Source organism: Thermostichus sp. MS-CIW-30 (assembly GCF_054058015.1).
The window spans coordinates 78,357-93,140 of the sequence record NZ_JBSRZW010000005.1 but is presented as its reverse complement, the minus strand read 5'-3'; the positions used below and the strand labels follow the sequence as shown (position 1 = coordinate 93,140).

The 14,784-nt window shown below is 57.0% G+C and carries 15 protein-coding genes; 6 read left to right on the top strand and 9 right to left on the bottom strand.

Annotated elements, in window-relative coordinates; genetic code table 11:
* Positions 1–23: 23 nt before the first annotated feature.
* Positions 24–962, top strand: coding sequence for a fused MFS/spermidine synthase (locus tag ACVWXW_RS03620; RefSeq protein WP_414356308.1), 939 nt, complete (start codon positions 24–26; stop codon positions 960–962).
* Positions 963–1,055: 93 nt separating this feature from the next.
* Positions 1,056–2,207 (top strand): NAD-dependent epimerase/dehydratase family protein, encoded by a 1,152-nt coding sequence (locus ACVWXW_RS03615; RefSeq protein WP_457384670.1) that lies wholly within the window; start codon positions 1,056–1,058, stop codon positions 2,205–2,207.
* Here the strand turns inward: ACVWXW_RS03615 and ACVWXW_RS03610 are convergent.
* From ACVWXW_RS03610 to ACVWXW_RS03570, 9 genes are all read right to left on the bottom strand, one after another.
* Positions 2,204–3,115, bottom strand: a complete 912-nt coding sequence (locus ACVWXW_RS03610) for a histone deacetylase family protein (protein WP_457402814.1) — start codon at positions 3,113–3,115, stop codon at positions 2,204–2,206. The two genes, ACVWXW_RS03615 and ACVWXW_RS03610, sit on opposite strands and share 4 nt — an antisense overlap.
* A 57-nt stretch (positions 3,116–3,172) precedes the next feature.
* Entirely contained in the window at positions 3,173–3,493 is a 321-nt protein-coding gene (locus tag ACVWXW_RS03605; protein WP_011431733.1) for a hypothetical protein, read from the bottom strand.
* Positions 3,494–4,089: 596 nt separating this feature from the next.
* On the bottom strand, positions 4,090–4,461 hold the full coding sequence (rsfS, locus tag ACVWXW_RS03600) for a ribosome silencing factor (protein WP_457402812.1): 372 nt from the start codon (positions 4,459–4,461) through the stop codon (positions 4,090–4,092).
* A gap of 42 nt (positions 4,462–4,503) precedes the next feature.
* On the bottom strand, positions 4,504–5,109 hold the full coding sequence (gene yqeK, locus ACVWXW_RS03595; protein ID WP_414389772.1) for a bis(5'-nucleosyl)-tetraphosphatase (symmetrical) YqeK: 606 nt from the start codon (positions 5,107–5,109) through the stop codon (positions 4,504–4,506).
* Positions 5,102–6,913: a translation elongation factor 4 gene (gene lepA / locus ACVWXW_RS03590; RefSeq protein ID WP_414328663.1), complete on the bottom strand. Its 1,812-nt coding sequence runs from the start codon at positions 6,911–6,913 to the stop codon at positions 5,102–5,104. The genes yqeK and lepA overlap by 8 nt, the downstream gene beginning before the upstream one ends.
* Positions 6,914–7,242: 329 nt before the next feature.
* A complete protein-coding gene (locus ACVWXW_RS03585; RefSeq protein WP_011431737.1) occupies positions 7,243–7,770 on the bottom strand; it encodes a low amplitude/bright protein LabA in 528 nt (175 codons plus the stop codon).
* Between the two features lie 150 nt (positions 7,771–7,920).
* Positions 7,921–8,907, bottom strand: a complete 987-nt coding sequence (glyQ, locus tag ACVWXW_RS03580) for a glycine--tRNA ligase subunit alpha (protein ID WP_414356301.1) — start codon at positions 8,905–8,907, stop codon at positions 7,921–7,923.
* A 52-nt stretch (positions 8,908–8,959) separates the two neighbouring features.
* Positions 8,960–9,724, bottom strand: coding sequence for a peptidase (locus ACVWXW_RS03575; protein WP_414412782.1), 765 nt, complete (start codon positions 9,722–9,724; stop codon positions 8,960–8,962).
* 36 nt (positions 9,725–9,760) lie between these two features.
* Positions 9,761–11,170, bottom strand: coding sequence for a DUF697 domain-containing protein (locus tag ACVWXW_RS03570; RefSeq protein ID WP_457402855.1), 1,410 nt, complete (start codon positions 11,168–11,170; stop codon positions 9,761–9,763).
* 534 nt (positions 11,171–11,704) lie between these two features.
* On the opposite strand from ACVWXW_RS03570, the gene ACVWXW_RS03565 reads away from it, so the two are divergent.
* From ACVWXW_RS03565 to ACVWXW_RS03550, 4 genes are all read left to right on the top strand, one after another.
* Positions 11,705–11,989, top strand: coding sequence for a DUF427 domain-containing protein (locus tag ACVWXW_RS03565; protein ID WP_414328853.1), 285 nt, complete (start codon positions 11,705–11,707; stop codon positions 11,987–11,989).
* Positions 11,990–12,047: 58 nt separating this feature from the next.
* On the top strand, positions 12,048–12,632 hold the full coding sequence (locus tag ACVWXW_RS03560; protein WP_414328852.1) for a TolB family protein: 585 nt from the start codon (positions 12,048–12,050) through the stop codon (positions 12,630–12,632).
* A gap of 49 nt (positions 12,633–12,681) precedes the next feature.
* Positions 12,682–13,857 carry an LL-diaminopimelate aminotransferase gene (locus ACVWXW_RS03555; protein WP_457402809.1) on the top strand — a complete coding sequence of 392 codons (1,176 nt, stop codon included), beginning with the start codon at positions 12,682–12,684 and terminating at the stop codon, positions 13,855–13,857.
* 118 nt (positions 13,858–13,975) lie between these two features.
* Positions 13,976–14,719 (top strand): hypothetical protein, encoded by a 744-nt coding sequence (locus tag ACVWXW_RS03550; RefSeq protein ID WP_414522591.1) that lies wholly within the window; start codon positions 13,976–13,978, stop codon positions 14,717–14,719.
* The last annotated feature ends 65 nt before the right edge of the window (positions 14,720–14,784 follow it).

Here is a 14,784-nt window from a genome sequence, read left to right as displayed (position 1 = left end):
GAAAAAGCTGTAGCGAGGTGCTTATGAGCAGCCCGAGAAGTTTCTTCTGGGTTCAGGAGTACTTTACCCCTTGGGACTACACCGCCCGTGCCGTCACGCGCATCTTGGCCTACCGAAAAACCCCTTTCCAGGAGATGCTGATCGCCGAGACGGGGGCCTTCGGCAAGGGTCTGATGCTGGATGGGCATTGGCAATCCACTACCGTGGATGAGTTTCTGTACCACGAGGCTTTGGTTCATCCGGCTATGGTGCAGGTTGTCCAAGCGGGCGGGATCCCCCGGCGGGTACTGGTGTTGGGGGGGGCAGAAGGGGCAACGCTGCGGGAGGTGCTGCGTTGGCGCTCGGTGGAGCAGGTGGTGATGGTGGACATCGATGGGGAGGTGGTGGCAGCCTGCCGAGAGCACCTGCCGGAAATGCACCAGGGATCCTTTGAAGATCCGCGGGTGGAGGTGGTGATTGCCGATGCCTTGGATTTTCTCCAGGAAACAGGCCCCATTTGGGATGTGATCCTTTCCGATCTTTCCGATCCCATTGAGTCCGGCCCTGCCTACCGCCTCTTCACCCAGGAGTTTTTCCGCCAGATCCGCTCCAAGTTGCAGCCAGATGGGGCTTTCACCATCCAAGCCGGGCCGACGGGGCCGGTTGAGCTTCATCAACACACCCGCATTGTTCGCACCCTGAAAACGGTGTTTGCCGCCGTGCAGCCCTACGCCATCTATGCCCCCACCTACGGTGGCCCACTGGGTTTTGCCCTGGCAGCTCAGGATCCCATCTCCCCCAGGCCAGAACCGGAGCAGATCGACCAGATTCTGAGCCAACAGTTGGATCCCGAGCGAGGGGCACTGCAATTCATCGATGGCATCACCCTTCTGGGCCTCTACCAAGTCCCAGCTCACCTGCGCCGTGCCATTGCCGCCGAGACCACGGTTTATACCCTGGACAACCCGCCTCGCATCGAATAAGGGGCTATCCAGCACCCCGAAGGGATCCCAGGAGAGTTTGTCTTTGGTGCCATAACTTGGTAGATTCGTGAGCAGCCGAATTTTGCTTCCCTGATGAAAGTCCTGGTTATTGGTGGTGACGGATACTGTGGCTGGGCGACGGCCCTATACCTATCCAACAGGGGTTATGAGGTGGCCATTCTCGATTCCTACGTCCGCCGCCTCTGGGATCTGCAACTGGGGGTTTCTACCCTGACCCCAATTGCCCAGCTAGAGCAACGGGTGGATTGCTGGAAGGGGCTAACCGGCAAGGACATTCCCATCTTTGTCTGCGACGTTACCAACTACGAAGCCCTGATCTCCTGCATGCGCCGCTTCCCGCCGGAGGCCATTGTTCACTTTGGCGAGCAGCGCTCTGCCCCTTACTCGATGATCAGCCGCGAGCATGCGGTGATGACCCAGGTGAACAACGTGGTGGGCACCTTGAACATCCTCTACGCCATCAAGGAGGAATTTCCCGATTGCCACCTGGTGAAGCTGGGCACCATGGGCGAGTACGGCACCCCCAACATCGACATCGAGGAGGGGTACATCACCATCGAGCACAATGGCCGCAAGGATACCCTGCCCTACCCCAAGCAGCCGGGATCCATGTATCACCTCTCCAAAGTACACGACAGCCACAACATCCACTTCGCCTGCCGCGTCTGGGGCCTGCGGGCCACCGACCTCAACCAAGGGGTGGTATACGGCGTGCTCACAGAAGAAACCGGCATGGACGAGGTGCTGATCAACCGTCTCGATTACGATGGCGTATTCGGCACAGCTCTGAACCGCTTCTGCATTCAAGCGGCCGTGGGCCATCCGCTGACAGTGTATGGCAAGGGCGGCCAGACCCGCGGTTTCCTGGATATCCGCGACACGGTGCGCTGCGTGGAGCTGGCCATTGCTCACCCTGCCGAGCCGGGCCAATTCCGGGTGATGAACCAGTTCACAGAGCAATTTAGTGTTGAGCAACTGGCGTTGCTGGTGCAAAAGGCGGGAGCCACCATGGGCCTGAAGGTGGAAATCAACCACCTGGAGAACCCCCGCGTCGAGCTGGAAGAGCACTACTACAACGCCAAAAACACCAAGCTCCTAGACCTGGGCCTCCAGCCCCACTATCTGTCCGATTCCCTCTTGGATTCGCTGCTCAACTTTGCTCTCAAGTACAAGGATCGGGTGGATGTGCGGCAGATTTTACCCAAGGTGAAGTGGAAAGGTTAACTCTCCAGGCAAGCTTGGGCCAGGCTCAGCCAGCCGCGCGCCAGGTTGTCCAGGTTATAGCCGCCTTCCAAGCCGAAGAGGGTTTTGCAGGTCACCTGCTCCAGGCAAAGGCGGGCCATGCGGCCAAAGTCTTCCGGCTCTAGCCGCATACCGGCCAAGGGATCCCCTTTGGCACAGTCGAAGCCGGCGCTCACCAGCAGCAAATCCGGCTGGAACGCTTGCAAGAACGGCAAGATCTTCTCGTCGAGGGCCTTTTTGTAGGCCAACCAATCCGAGCCGGCAGGCAAAGGCACGTTGCAGAGGTTGCCGTGGATCCCGGTTTCGCGAGCGGAGCCGGTGCCGGGGTAGAGGGGAAACTGATGGATGGAGGCATAGGCCAGTTGGGGATAGCGCTCCACCACCGCCTGCGTGCCGTTGCCGTGGTGAACATCCCAATCGAAAATCGCCACCCGCTTCACCCCCGGCTGATCCAGCGCCCACAGCGCCGCAATGGCTGCGTTGCTGAATAAACAAAACCCCATTGCTCGTTCTGGCTCTGCGTGATGCCCAGGTGGACGGCACAGCACCAGCGCTGGCTGAGCGGTGGTCAAAACCGAGGCAGAGCCGGCAATCCAAGCTCCCACAGCCAGGCGCGCTGCCTCAAAACTTCTCCCCGAGAGAGCAGTGTCGGCATCGATGCGTCCCCCACCTGCTGTTGCCAACTCAGCCACCTGTTGAATGTGCCGACGCGAGTGTACTCGCTCCAGCTCTGCCAGCTCCGCCAAGGGGGGATCCCGCCATTCCAACTGGTTGGCAAAAGGGGCACCACGCAGCGCCTTAACAATGGACTGCAAGCGAGCCGGACGCTCGGGGTGAAATGGCCCAGTATCGTGGCTGAGGAAAATATCAGAATAGTAAACAGGCAACATGGGCAGAGGCAACAAGCTAAGGCAACGCCTTTGCAGTGTAGCTTAAGCCCGCCCCCTCTATCCGTAGAAGACCTCTGACATGGATCCCGCATAGGGGTCAAGGCCAAAAGAGGCTTGTTGGAGTTTTTGATTGACCACATCCCGCACTACCGACCGCAGCAATTCCAGCTCAGAGGAATTGAGTTGATCGCGGCTGGGACACTCATCGGCAGCCAGCCACATGTAGATGGCGGGGACCCGGTTTAGGATCTGCTGCATCATCGCTTCCCGCTCCCTAGCGTCATAAAACACCTGTTGATGGGGGTGCTCAGTGGAGAGGATAGTTTCCAGTTCTCCCAATGCCAGGTACTCGACGATATTAACCAACATCTTTTCCATGATGAATGTCCCTCCTAAAAATCCCTGTCGCTCTTAAAAACAGACATTAAACAAAAAACGCTGCTTCCCCATCTTCCTCCGCTGCTTTTGGCACCGGATTTTGCCTACAAGCCGACCATTTAAGCCGGTTGCAGTTAAGTCTGCCGTCGGGAAGAAGTTGCGGTTTCGTTCGTAAGATCCTCTTGTGCAGCCAATCCTTGCCTCCTCTATTCGCCTCGTTTGCCTTTCCACTTACCGCTGAAAGCAGCCAATAGGAGCCATCAGCAGCTGGAAAATCTTTTTGCTGGTATTCAGTACCAACAAAGAATTATCAGCGTTCAAGAGAAACAAGGTAGAGCGTTTAACAAAGACTATAGAAACTCGACTGCAAAAGGCAGGAAGATCTTACTCAGCTATTTGTCATTCACTACCCTAACACGTGACTGTGTAAGAAATTGCGGGAATATTAAGAAACTTACATATTTCTTGACAATTGACTAAAACTTCTGTCTGTCAAGGAGGCCCTGGAAGGCAGTTAAAGAGTTGTAAAGAGCAACTCTTCCCTTGGCTCCAAGCTCTGAAGAACTGCCAAATCCAGGGATCCAAAACAAATAGATTTAGCCTGCTATGGGCAGATCGACTCGCTGAGCCTGGATCCAGAAAGACTCTAGGTCATAGTAGTCCCTTTCCTGTTGCATAATCACATGGATAATGAGATCGGCATAGTCGATCAGTATCCAAGAGGCCGATTCCTGCCCTTCGATGCGGCGCGGAGTTTGTTTCCACTCGTCCCAAACCTTTTCCTCAATTGCTCGGGCAATGGCGCGGACTTGCGTAAGCGAGTAGCCGCTGACCAGAAGAAAGTAATCTGCCAAAGTGGAGACTTGGGATACATCCAGCAGAACGATATCGCCACCTTTTTTCTCTTCTGCCGCGCGAGCTGCACTCAGCGCCATGCAATAGATGGGATCCCCAGCAGGGGCAGGCATGAGATGTAGCAACTAAAACCCTCCTGAAACGACTGAGTTAACCTAGGACACCGCTTTTTCTAAAGGATGTAACAAAAAATGATTCCGAGTCATGAGTGTGCGCGGATGAACCACCTGATTCCGGTCTAGCAAAAATTTTAGGCTCAAGTCACATACTCCCACTACGGTTTTAGACAAATCTACAAAAGCCATCTGCCGCAACCGCTCCAATTCTGGGCTGTTGCCCCGATTCGGCTCCAGGGCATCGGCCACGAAAACCACGCAACTGAGCGGATCCATGCCGGGCTGCCCTAGCGTGTGGTTGGCAATGGCCGCCAAAATCTCCGGATCTTGTACCTGAAACTGCTCCCGCGCCACCAGGGATCCCACCTCAGCATGCAGGATGTGAGGTTCGGCCCGCTCAATTTCATCCAGCTCCCGTTCCTGAGCCACCCTTTGCAACAGTTGCTCCGGCGGGAAAGCCTTGGCCAAGTCGTGCATCAGCCCTGCCCAAGCAGCTTTCTGCTCATCCAGCCCGTAGTGGGCCGCCAGCTGTCGGGCCATCCCCTCTACCCCCAAGATATGGCGGAGGCGAGGAGGAGACACCCGCTCCTGTAGCCAGGCCAACACCTCTTCCCGCCCCAGTTGAGTGCCCATCGCCCTAGTCATTCTGCAGCTTCAGCACGGCCATAAACGCTTCTTGGGGCACATCCACCGTTCCCACCGCCTTCATGCGTTTTTTCCCCTCTTTTTGTTTTTCCAAAAGCTTGCGTTTGCGGGTCACATCTCCTCCGTAGCATTTGGCCAAGACGTTTTTGCGCAGGGCCGGTATGGTTTCACGAGCAATCACCTTAGAGCCAATTGCCGCCTGAATGGGCACTTCAAATTGATGGCGCGGGATCAGCTCTCGTAACTTGGCAACTAGGGAACGGCCTACATAAAAAGCTTTGTCCCGATGCACAATTGTGGATAGAGAATCCACCACATCGCCGTTGATCAAAATGTCCAAACGCACCAAATCATCGGCGCGATAGCCAATCATTTGGTAGTCCATGCTGGCATAACCGCGGGTGCGTGATTTCAATTGGTCGAAAAAGTCGGTGACCACTTCCGCCAGGGGCAGCTCATACACCAGCGTAGTCCGACCCTGCGCCAGATATTTCATGTCTTTAAAAGTGCCGCGTTTGGTCTCACACAGCTCCATCACGGTACCGACAAATTCCTCAGGAAGAATCACCTCTACCCTGACAATCGGCTCCTCAATGCTGGTGCGCTCGTTGGGGGGAGGCAGCTTGCTGGGATTGTCCACCCGAATCACAGAGCCGTTGTTGAGGGTAACTTGGTACACCACCGTCGGAGCTGTGATCACCAGATCGAGATTGTACTCCCGCTCTAGGCGTTCCTGCACCACCTCCATGTGCAGCAGGCCCAGAAAACCACAGCGGAAGCCGAAGCCCATGGCGCTGGAAATTTCCGGCTCAAAGTACAGGGCAGCATCGTTGAGCTTGAGCTTTTCCAGAGCCTCTTTGAGTTCGGCGTACTGATCGGAGCTGCTGGGGAACAGGCCACAAAACACCATCGGCTTGGCTTCTTTGTAGCCGGGCAGGGGCTCAGGAGCTTTGCGATTCACCAGTGTGATGGTATCCCCAACACGGGCGTGTTCCACGCTCTTGATGGCGGCGGCCATGTAGCCCACCTCGCCCGCATGTAGGGCATCCACCGGCTCTTGGTTGGGACGCATCACCCCCAGCTCGGTAATCTCGTATTCTCGGCCAGAGGCCATAAAGCAAATCTTGTCCCCCGTTTTCACCTCCCCGTCCATGATGCGCACATAGACGATCACGCCGCGATAGGCGTCGTAATAGCTATCGAAAATCAAGGCCCGCAGGGGATCCGCCACTGTATCCCGTGGGGGGGGCACCCGCTGCACAATGGCCTCCAGAATCTCTTGAATGCCAATACCCACCTTGGCAGAGGCGAGGATTGCCCCGCTGCAATCGAGGCCGATCACCTGCTCAATCTCCGCAATCACCCGCTCCGGCTCGGCCCCCGGCAGGTCGATTTTGTTGATCACCGGAATAATTTCCAGGTTGTTCTCCAGGGCCAGGTAGACGTTGGCCAGGGTTTGGGCCTCCACCCCTTGAGAGGCATCCACCACCAGCAGCGCCCCTTCACAGGCGGCCAGGGAGCGGGAGACTTCGTAGGTGAAGTCTACATGCCCTGGCGTGTCGATCAGGTTCAAAACATAATCTTGGCCGTCTTGGGCACGGTAGTTCATGCGGGCCGCTTGCAGCTTGATGGTAATGCCCCGTTCCCGCTCCAGTTCCATGCTGTCCAGCAGTTGTGGCTTCATCTCGCGGGCTGAAACGGTGCCCGTTTCCTGCAGGAGGCGATCGGCGAGGGTGGACTTGCCGTGGTCGATGTGGGCGATGATGGAAAAGTTGCGAATGCGGGAGACAGGAACGCCGGTCATAAAAACCTGATCAGGGCAAAGATTTTTTACAATGCTAGCCTGTCTGGCCCTCTGCCTAAGCCAAGGTTGCCCAGAAGTTAGCTGCTGAGGGGAGAAGATACAGCTCTTCTGTCGGGCACCGGAGCGTCCTCCGCATTGGCCGGGACTGCTTTTTTCCGGCAACGCCGACGATGCCCGGTACAACGGACGTGCCGCTTGTGTGGCAGGGATGGGATCCGTGAAGATGGAAAAAGCCAGAACGAACTCGGGCGGTGTTGTCGCCAGCTCGCCAGGAGGCTATGGGTCTGACCCGACGGCAGAGGAAGCAGTCCAGAACCCTGCCCAAAGCACTACTTGTCTAACTTCTCAATGTAGGGGCGAATGTCATTGAGGTCGATGTAGCGGTCGGTGGCGTTGCGCAGCTCGCGGGCGATCATCCCTTCGGTGGAGACAACTGTAATCAGCGTGTTTTTGGAACGCAACAGCTCGACGGCCCGCTCAAAATCTCCATCACCGCTAAACAAAATGATCCTATCGTACTGCCCAACGGTGTTGAACATATCGATTACTATTTCGATATCCAGATTTGCTTTTTGGGAGTACCGACCGGAGTCTTCATCTCGATATTCTTTGAGGATCTTGGTGCGCACAGTGAAGCCCATGCTGATCAGAGCGTCTCGAAAGGCCCTCTGATCATGGGGATCCTTGATGCCGGTGTACCAAAATGCGTTGACCAATTCAACATTCGGCTGTGATCTAACAAAATAATCCAACACCCGGCGTGGGTCAAAAAACCAGCCATTTTTCTGTTGAGCATAAAACATATTATTGCCATCAATAAAGATGGAAACCCGAGTGACGGGATGATGGTAAAACATAAAGATTTTCCGAAAAAAGTAAGGTGAACTGGTCAGAAAAAGAGGATGAAAACGAGGTCACTGACTTTCCACAAGAGCCATTTGGGCAGCCAGCACCTTGCTGACACCAATCTCTTATCATAGCCAAAGGTGGGATCCCTTTCTCAAGAATTAACTCTGGGGAGAGGCACCCCTGTAAACCAAAGCGGGTTCCGGTTGCCGCAGGGCATAGCTGGATCCCGGTCGATCGGCTTGGCTAACGTACAGCTCCGCCAATTGTCGAGCCAGGTTACGGATGCGCCCAATGTAGAGGGTGCGCTCGGCTACAGCAATGACACCACGAGCGTCGAGCAGGTTAAAGGTGTGGGAGCACTTGAGCACATAGTCGTAGGCGGGCAGGAGCAGAGACACGGCCAACCGATCCGGCAACACCTGTTTCTGCAGTTTCTGTTGGGTGGTTTCGATCAAACGCTTGGCCTCGGCTTCGTAGAGCCGGAACAATTCCAGTAGCATCTCCGGATCGGAATACTCGAAGTTGTAATAAGATTGCTCGACCTCATTTTGGAAATAGATTTGTCCATAGGTAATCCGTCCCAGAGAAGGATGCTCATTCCAGCAGAGATCGAAAACCGAATCCACCCCCTGCAGATACATGGCCAGGCGCTCTAGCCCATAGGTAATTTCTACAGAAACCGGGCGACAATCTTGTCCGCCCACCTGCTGAAAGTAGGTGAACTGGGTTACTTCCATGCCGTCCAGCCACACTTCCCAGCCCACGCCCCAAGCCCCCAAGGTGGGAGATTCCCAATCATCTTCCACAAAGCGAATATCGTGCTCTGCCGGATTCACGCCCAGAGCTTGCAGGCTATCCAGGTACACATCTTGAATGTCGTCGGGGGAGGGCTTGATCAACACTTGGTATTGAAAATAGTGCTGCAGGCGATTGGGGTTTTGACCGTAGCGTCCATCGGTGGGGCGGCGACAGGGTTCGACATAGGCCACTCGCCAGGGATCCGGCCCCAAGGCGCGCAAAAACGTGTGGGGGCTCATGGTGCCGGCGCCTTTTTCCAGGTCGTAGGGTTGTAGGATCAAGCAGCCCTGCTCCCCCCAAAACTGTTGCAGGCGAAAGATCAAGTCTTGAAAGGTGTGGGCTGACATGGCAAGGGTTGGGCAGAGATAGAGCAACCCCTATCCTACCAATCTCCTCCTCTCAGTCGAGCAGCTCTTCCCGATCAGCTGGATCCGAGTAGTCCCACTCGATGGGGGGCATTTGGTCGAAGGCTTGTTTGAGGGCGCTCTCCCACAGTTTGCGCATCTTGGCCAGGTAGGGATCCCCGGTGCGCAGGCGCAGACGGTGGGTGACCTTGAACTGATCCGCTTGCACCATCACCAAATCGATGGGGGGGCCGACGGAGATGTTGGATTTCATGGTGGAGTCGATGGAGAGGAGAGCGCATTTGGCCGCATCTGCTAGCGAGGTTTCGTAGGAGAGGGTGCGATCCAGGATGGGTTTGCCGTATTTGGTTTCCCCCACCTGCAAAAAAGGGGTTTCCGGGGTGGCCTGGATGCAGTTGCCCTGGCTGTAGATCAAAAAAAGGGCTGGCTCTTCGCCTCGGATCTGTCCCCCCAGCAACAGGCTGCACTGGGCGTCGATGCCGTCTTTTTCCAGCCAGGGCCGGTCTTGCTCCTGAATGTAACGAATTTTGGATCCCAGGTAGCGGGCCACGTCGTAGAGGTGGGGAAAGGTGTGGAGATTGGTACTTTCCGGTTGGCGCAGATCCCGCTGCACTTCGGTCAAAACGCCCTGGGTGATGGACAGGTTGCCGGAGGTGCAGATCAAGATCACCCGCTCTTCGGGCACGGAAAAATCGAACAGCTTTTGGTAGGTGGAGACGTAGTCCACCCCGGCGTTGGTGCGGGAATCTGCCGCCATCACCAAGCCAAAGCGGGTGATGATGCCAAGGCAGTAGGTCATGAGGACGACGCGGCTCGGCTTTTTGATTGTAGAGGGTCAGGGGAAAGCAAATCCGATTTTGTGGCGGATTTCCTCTCGCAGGCGGGCGGTGATCGAGGCTTCGTCCAAATCGGCCAAAATCTGGGCTATGGCGGCTTTGGGGCCCTCTGGCCCCCAACTGGCCCCTTGGGCGAGGTAGCGGCGGGCGGACTCGCCGATGGCATAGCAGGAAAACCCGGCCAACACCGCCTGCGTCAGGGCCACGGAGCCGTAGGCCCCCAGAGAGAATCCCCCCAGCAAGGTTTTTAAGGATCCCAGACCCAACAGCGCCACCCACTCGCCGGCGCCGAGGCTGAGCATGCTGAGGATGATCTTCTGCAGCAGTTGTGTGGCTCCCGCAGTGCTCATGGGCCAGCCGTACAGGCGGGACAGGCGCAGGATCAGGGTGACATCGATGGCCAGCCCTCCCAAGGTATCGAGCAGGGTGATGGGGTTGAGGGCAACCGCCAGCGCTTTGGTGCGGGCGGCTGAGGCGATCAGATCTTGGGCTTGCTGGGCGCGGGTTTGCAGCTTGCGCTCGATCACCTGCTGGTTAACGCGATCGGCAAACAAGAGGGCATTCAAGGCCAGCAGCGAGCGCCCCTCCCGATGCAGCACTTCCAGGATTTTCTGGCGCAGCTCGTCCACCTGCGGGGATCCCACTTCCATCTGGGCAGCAAAGCTCCCATCCGGCCTTTGTACCAGGCGGGGCACGCGAGGGGAGGCCGCCACCATGACGATCTCGTCGGGGGAAAGGAGCTGCCGCACCCGTTCGTTGCGGATCTTATCGTAGATGGCCTGGCGATCCGCCTCTGGGTACTGGTCGATCTTGTTGAACACCAGCAGCATAGGCTTGCCCGCCTCCCGCAGGGTGGCCAGGGCCTCAAACTCCACCCGCGTCAGATCCCCGCAGACGACAAACAGGATCAAATCCGCCCGCTGGGCCACTTCTTGGGCCAGCCGCGCCCGCTCTTCGCCGTCTACTTCATCGAGGCCGGGAGTGTCGATCAGCTCCAGACGGGATCCCTGCCAATGGGCAACCTGCACCGATTGAATGGATGCAGGGGGAAGGTGGGATCCCTGCAGGGATGTGCCAGAGAAGGAGGACTGGGGGCGGGTTTCCCAGCTGATGTTCCAAGTTGCCGCTTGCTGGGTACGGGTGATGCCATGGGTGGGCCCCGTCTCAAAGACCGGCTCGCCCAACAGGGCATTGAGCAGCGAAGACTTGCCTCGCCCCACCAGACCAAAGGCGGCGATGTGGATGACCTCGGTTTCCAGCTTGTCCAAGAGCGCTTGCAAGCTCTCCAACTCCCCTTCTAAGCCCGCGACCTCTTGGGGGCGCAGATCTAGTTGGGCCACCCACTGGCGCAGGCTGCGCTTGGCTTGTTGGTAGTTGAGGTCATCTTGTAGGGTGTTGCGGCGAGCCATAGCCGTAGCGCTCAATAGCGGTAGGAAGCAGCCCTTAAAAGACTGATACATTTACGCTGAACACTGCTGAACATCACTGTTCAACTATGCAGCGATAGCATTCTGTTTGTTTCCATTCGCGTTAGCGGGACGGAGTCCAAACAGAATGGCGGTATCCCGCAAAGCTTTGAGTAGAATACCCAAAGCGCAGTTTCCGTGTCGTCTTACTACCAATTTTCTGCTTTGCTTTGGCTACCATGTTGGCAGACTCGAAAGTAAACAGAAAGATCAACTGGTAGTAATCCGTACTGAACATATTATACATTATTTTCAGTATAGTTGAGCTTATTATTGACTAGAGTCATGCTCCACTTTGCTCTCGGGATCGGCAGGCTTCCCCACCGGACAGAGAGCTTCTCATCGGACAATACAAGGGACAATACAAGACGATCATAAGAGGAAGGGAAGAGTTAAGCTCAAAGCAAGGCGGCCTCAGCCGCCGGGATCCGCAACTCAAAAATCCGATATCCAAAACTTGGAAAGAGGAGGTTTTCCATGCCCAGGGCTATCTGGAATGGGGTAGTGGTGGCGGAGACAGACCGCTACGAAACCGTAGAAGGCAACATCTATTTTCCGCCGGAATCTCTGCGCCGGGAATACTTCCAGCCCAGCTCTACCCACACCACCTGCCCCTGGAAGGGGGAGGCCAGCTACTACACCCTCGTGGTCAACGGCCAGGAGAACAAAGATGCCGCCTGGTACTACCCGGATCCCAAACCCGCTGCGGCCAACATCCGGGGCTATGTGGCCTTCTGGAAGGGTGTCAAGGTGGAGCCCTAGCCGGAGCCGAGTTTGTCAACCGGGTATGATGGGAAGGGTGGGTTGGAGAGGCGATGCCATGCTGACCAATGGCCGGATCCTGTTTGGCGCGGCCCGGTGGGCGAGAAAGCTGGGCCTGGCCGGATTGAGCTTGGTGCTGTTGGGCTGCAGCCCCGCAGGCTTTCGCACCCCACGTCCTAGCCTGACCAATAGTGGCCTCAACAGCATCTTCCCCGATGGGGAGCCTGCCTTCAACGGAGATGGCCGCTACCTGGTGTTTTCCTCGGCCCGCAGCGGCAGCCAAGATATTTTTCTCTACGACACGGTGGAACGTCGCTTGGTGGATCTGCCCGGCCTCAACTCCAGCGACGTGGCGGCTACCTCGCCCGACATCAGCGCTGATGGCCGCTACATCGTCTACGTGTCCAATGCTCTGGGCAAGTCTGAGATCTTCCTCTACGACCGGGAAACTCGCAGGATAGAAAACATCAGCAGCCGGGTGCCAGGAGATGTGCGCAACCCCACCATCAGCGGCGATGGCCGGTTTATCGCTTTTGAGAGCAACGGCCAAGGACAGTGGCACATCGAGATTTTCGACCGGGGGCCGGCGGCCAGCACGCGTCCAACCTCACCTTCTTCCCCCAATGCTGACGACAATCCCTGAGGGGATCCTCAAGCTAGGATAGACCCCCCTGCTTTGCAAGAGTTGTTGCATGTCGATTCCCCTCGCCCAGCGACTTCAGCCCCTCGGCGGCAATGTGTTTGACCAAATGGATCGAGCCAAGCGAGAGGCTCGTCGCTCTGGCCTGGATGTGATCGATCTGTCTCTGGGATCCTCCGATCTGCCCCCACCCTCAGACTCCTTGGCGGCCATCCAATCGGCTCTGTCGGATCCCTCTACCTATGGCTACACGCTGTTTCACGACACGGCGGACTTTCGGACGGCCTGCGCCAAGTGGTACATGGGGAAGTTCGGCCTGGAGATCGATCCGGAAACAGAGGTGCTGCCGTTGATCGGATCCCAGCAGGGGACGGCCCTCTTGCCCCTGGCTTTGCTCAATCCTGGCGATGTTGCCTTGGTCGCCGATCCGGCCTATCCCTCTCATGCGGGCGGGATCCATCTGGCGGGCGGGATCCCCTACTACCTGCCCCTGCGGGCGGAAAACCGCTTCTTGCCCCAGTGGGATCGGATCCCGGAGGCAATCTGCCGGCAGGCACGGTTGCTGGTGCTGAACTACCCCCACAACCCCACCACTGCCACCGTCACCCCGGAGTTTTGGCAGGAAACCCTACAATTCTGTCAACAGCACGACATCGTTCTGGCCCACGATTTTCCCTATGTGGACTGGCGTTTCGACGGCCAGGTAGCCCCTTCCGCGCTGCAGGCGGATCCCGATAAAACCCGCACCATCGAGTTTTTTTCTCTTTCCAAGTCCTATCACATGGGAGGGTTCCGGGTGGCCTACGCCATTGGCAGCCGAGAGCTGATCCGAGCCCTGCGATGGGTGAAATCCACCATCGACTTCCATCAGTACCAGGGCATTCTGCGGGGGGCAGCAGCGGCTTTGGCAGTTCCCGATAGTTTTTTGGAGCGCTGGCGGCAGGTGTACCGAGAGCGACGGGATATAGCTGTGGCGGCTCTACACCGCATCGGTTGGCCTGTGCCTTTGCCGGAGGCCACCATGTATCTGTGGGCGCCTCTGCCGGAGTTTTATCGCGGCTCTTCTGCCCAGTTTTGTCTGGACTTGGTGAGAGCCACAGGGGTTGCCCTGTCTCCGGGTTCTGGCTTTGGCCCCAGTGGGGAAGGCTATGTCCGCTTTGCTTTGGTGGTCGAGGGATCCCGTCTGGAGGAGGCGGTGGGACGGATCGAGGCGTTTTTGTCCCAGTGAATTTCCTAAATCCCAAAATTGAGCATCCACCTCTCGCAACTGCGGTTGGTTGTGCTCGCCCACCCTCGGGCAATCTAAGTCAGGATAAGAGTAAGAGTGCTATCCAAGTTGAGTGGGCATGGAGAAGGAAACGCTCGACAGTTTTTTGTCCATCCGCGGGGTGATGGGGGTGGCGCTCTTGAGTCGGGCAGGTCGCCCTTTTTTCTACCGCTCTTTTCAGGATTTGGATAGCCGACAGCAACAGGCCCTCACCGAAGGGCTGTTTCAAGTTTTGGAGACCATGCCCCCAGGACTTGACTATTTTGACTTTCAGTTTGCCGAGCAGCGGGTTTTCGTTTACCCCCTTGGGCCGGAATGGGCGCTGCTGGTGGCGGTGAATGACGAGCTGGTGATGCCGGTTTACACCTTGGCCGTGAACCGCCTGCGAGCCGAGCTGCAGCAGGATACGCCAAAGGGCTTGGCCACCTTTCGTCTATTTACCAGCCAGGCGGAGGCAGGCCGGAACGCTACCCAGCCCAGTTCCGCTCCTGCGGCGGGCCCGCGCATGGAGATGGATGTCTTCGTGCAATCTCTGAACCGTCTCTGCCAGATTACAACCGGCTATTTGGGCAAGGCGGTGATCGTCAACTATTGGAAGGCAGCACGGCAGGAAGTGGTGGAACGCCAGGGATCCAAAGCAGAATGGCTGAACCAGTTCGAGATCGAGCGCAGCGGCCAGATCCACTACCGGGGATCCCTCAAGGAACTGGACGAATCTCAGCAGAAGGTGCTGCGGGATTGGGTGCTGGCTTTTTTCCGTCGCTGTGAAGAGGTAATCCACGATTTTCGCAACTTGATCAAATCGACAGAACTGGGCCTATGAAAAAGGGGCAGGCTTTTTCCTAAGTAGGGCTATCGGCGAACTCTACCCGGCTCTTGGTCGAGGAA

Bases quoted from the DNA above. Each gene is read 5' to 3' on its own strand.
- ACVWXW_RS03620 (WP_414356308.1), top strand. From the start codon at position 24: ATGAGCAGCCCGAGAAGTTTCTTCTGGGTTCAGGAGTACTTTACCCCT.
- ACVWXW_RS03615 (WP_457384670.1), top strand. From the start codon at position 1,056: ATGAAAGTCCTGGTTATTGGTGGTGACGGATACTGTGGCTGGGCGACG.
- ACVWXW_RS03610 (WP_457402814.1), bottom strand. From the start codon at position 3,115: ATGTTGCCTGTTTACTATTCTGATATTTTCCTCAGCCACGATACTGGG.
- ACVWXW_RS03605 (WP_011431733.1), bottom strand. From the start codon at position 3,493: ATGGAAAAGATGTTGGTTAATATCGTCGAGTACCTGGCATTGGGAGAA.
- rsfS (WP_457402812.1), bottom strand. From the start codon at position 4,461: ATGCCTGCCCCTGCTGGGGATCCCATCTATTGCATGGCGCTGAGTGCA.
- yqeK (WP_414389772.1), bottom strand. From the start codon at position 5,109: ATGACTAGGGCGATGGGCACTCAACTGGGGCGGGAAGAGGTGTTGGCC.
- lepA (WP_414328663.1), bottom strand. From the start codon at position 6,913: ATGACCGGCGTTCCTGTCTCCCGCATTCGCAACTTTTCCATCATCGCC.
- ACVWXW_RS03585 (WP_011431737.1), bottom strand. From the start codon at position 7,770: ATGTTTTACCATCATCCCGTCACTCGGGTTTCCATCTTTATTGATGGC.
- glyQ (WP_414356301.1), bottom strand. From the start codon at position 8,907: ATGTCAGCCCACACCTTTCAAGACTTGATCTTTCGCCTGCAACAGTTT.
- ACVWXW_RS03575 (WP_414412782.1), bottom strand. From the start codon at position 9,724: ATGACCTACTGCCTTGGCATCATCACCCGCTTTGGCTTGGTGATGGCG.
- ACVWXW_RS03570 (WP_457402855.1), bottom strand. From the start codon at position 11,170: ATGGCTCGCCGCAACACCCTACAAGATGACCTCAACTACCAACAAGCC.
- ACVWXW_RS03565 (WP_414328853.1), top strand. From the start codon at position 11,705: ATGCCCAGGGCTATCTGGAATGGGGTAGTGGTGGCGGAGACAGACCGC.
- ACVWXW_RS03560 (WP_414328852.1), top strand. From the start codon at position 12,048: ATGCTGACCAATGGCCGGATCCTGTTTGGCGCGGCCCGGTGGGCGAGA.
- ACVWXW_RS03555 (WP_457402809.1), top strand. From the start codon at position 12,682: ATGTCGATTCCCCTCGCCCAGCGACTTCAGCCCCTCGGCGGCAATGTG.
- ACVWXW_RS03550 (WP_414522591.1), top strand. From the start codon at position 13,976: ATGGAGAAGGAAACGCTCGACAGTTTTTTGTCCATCCGCGGGGTGATG.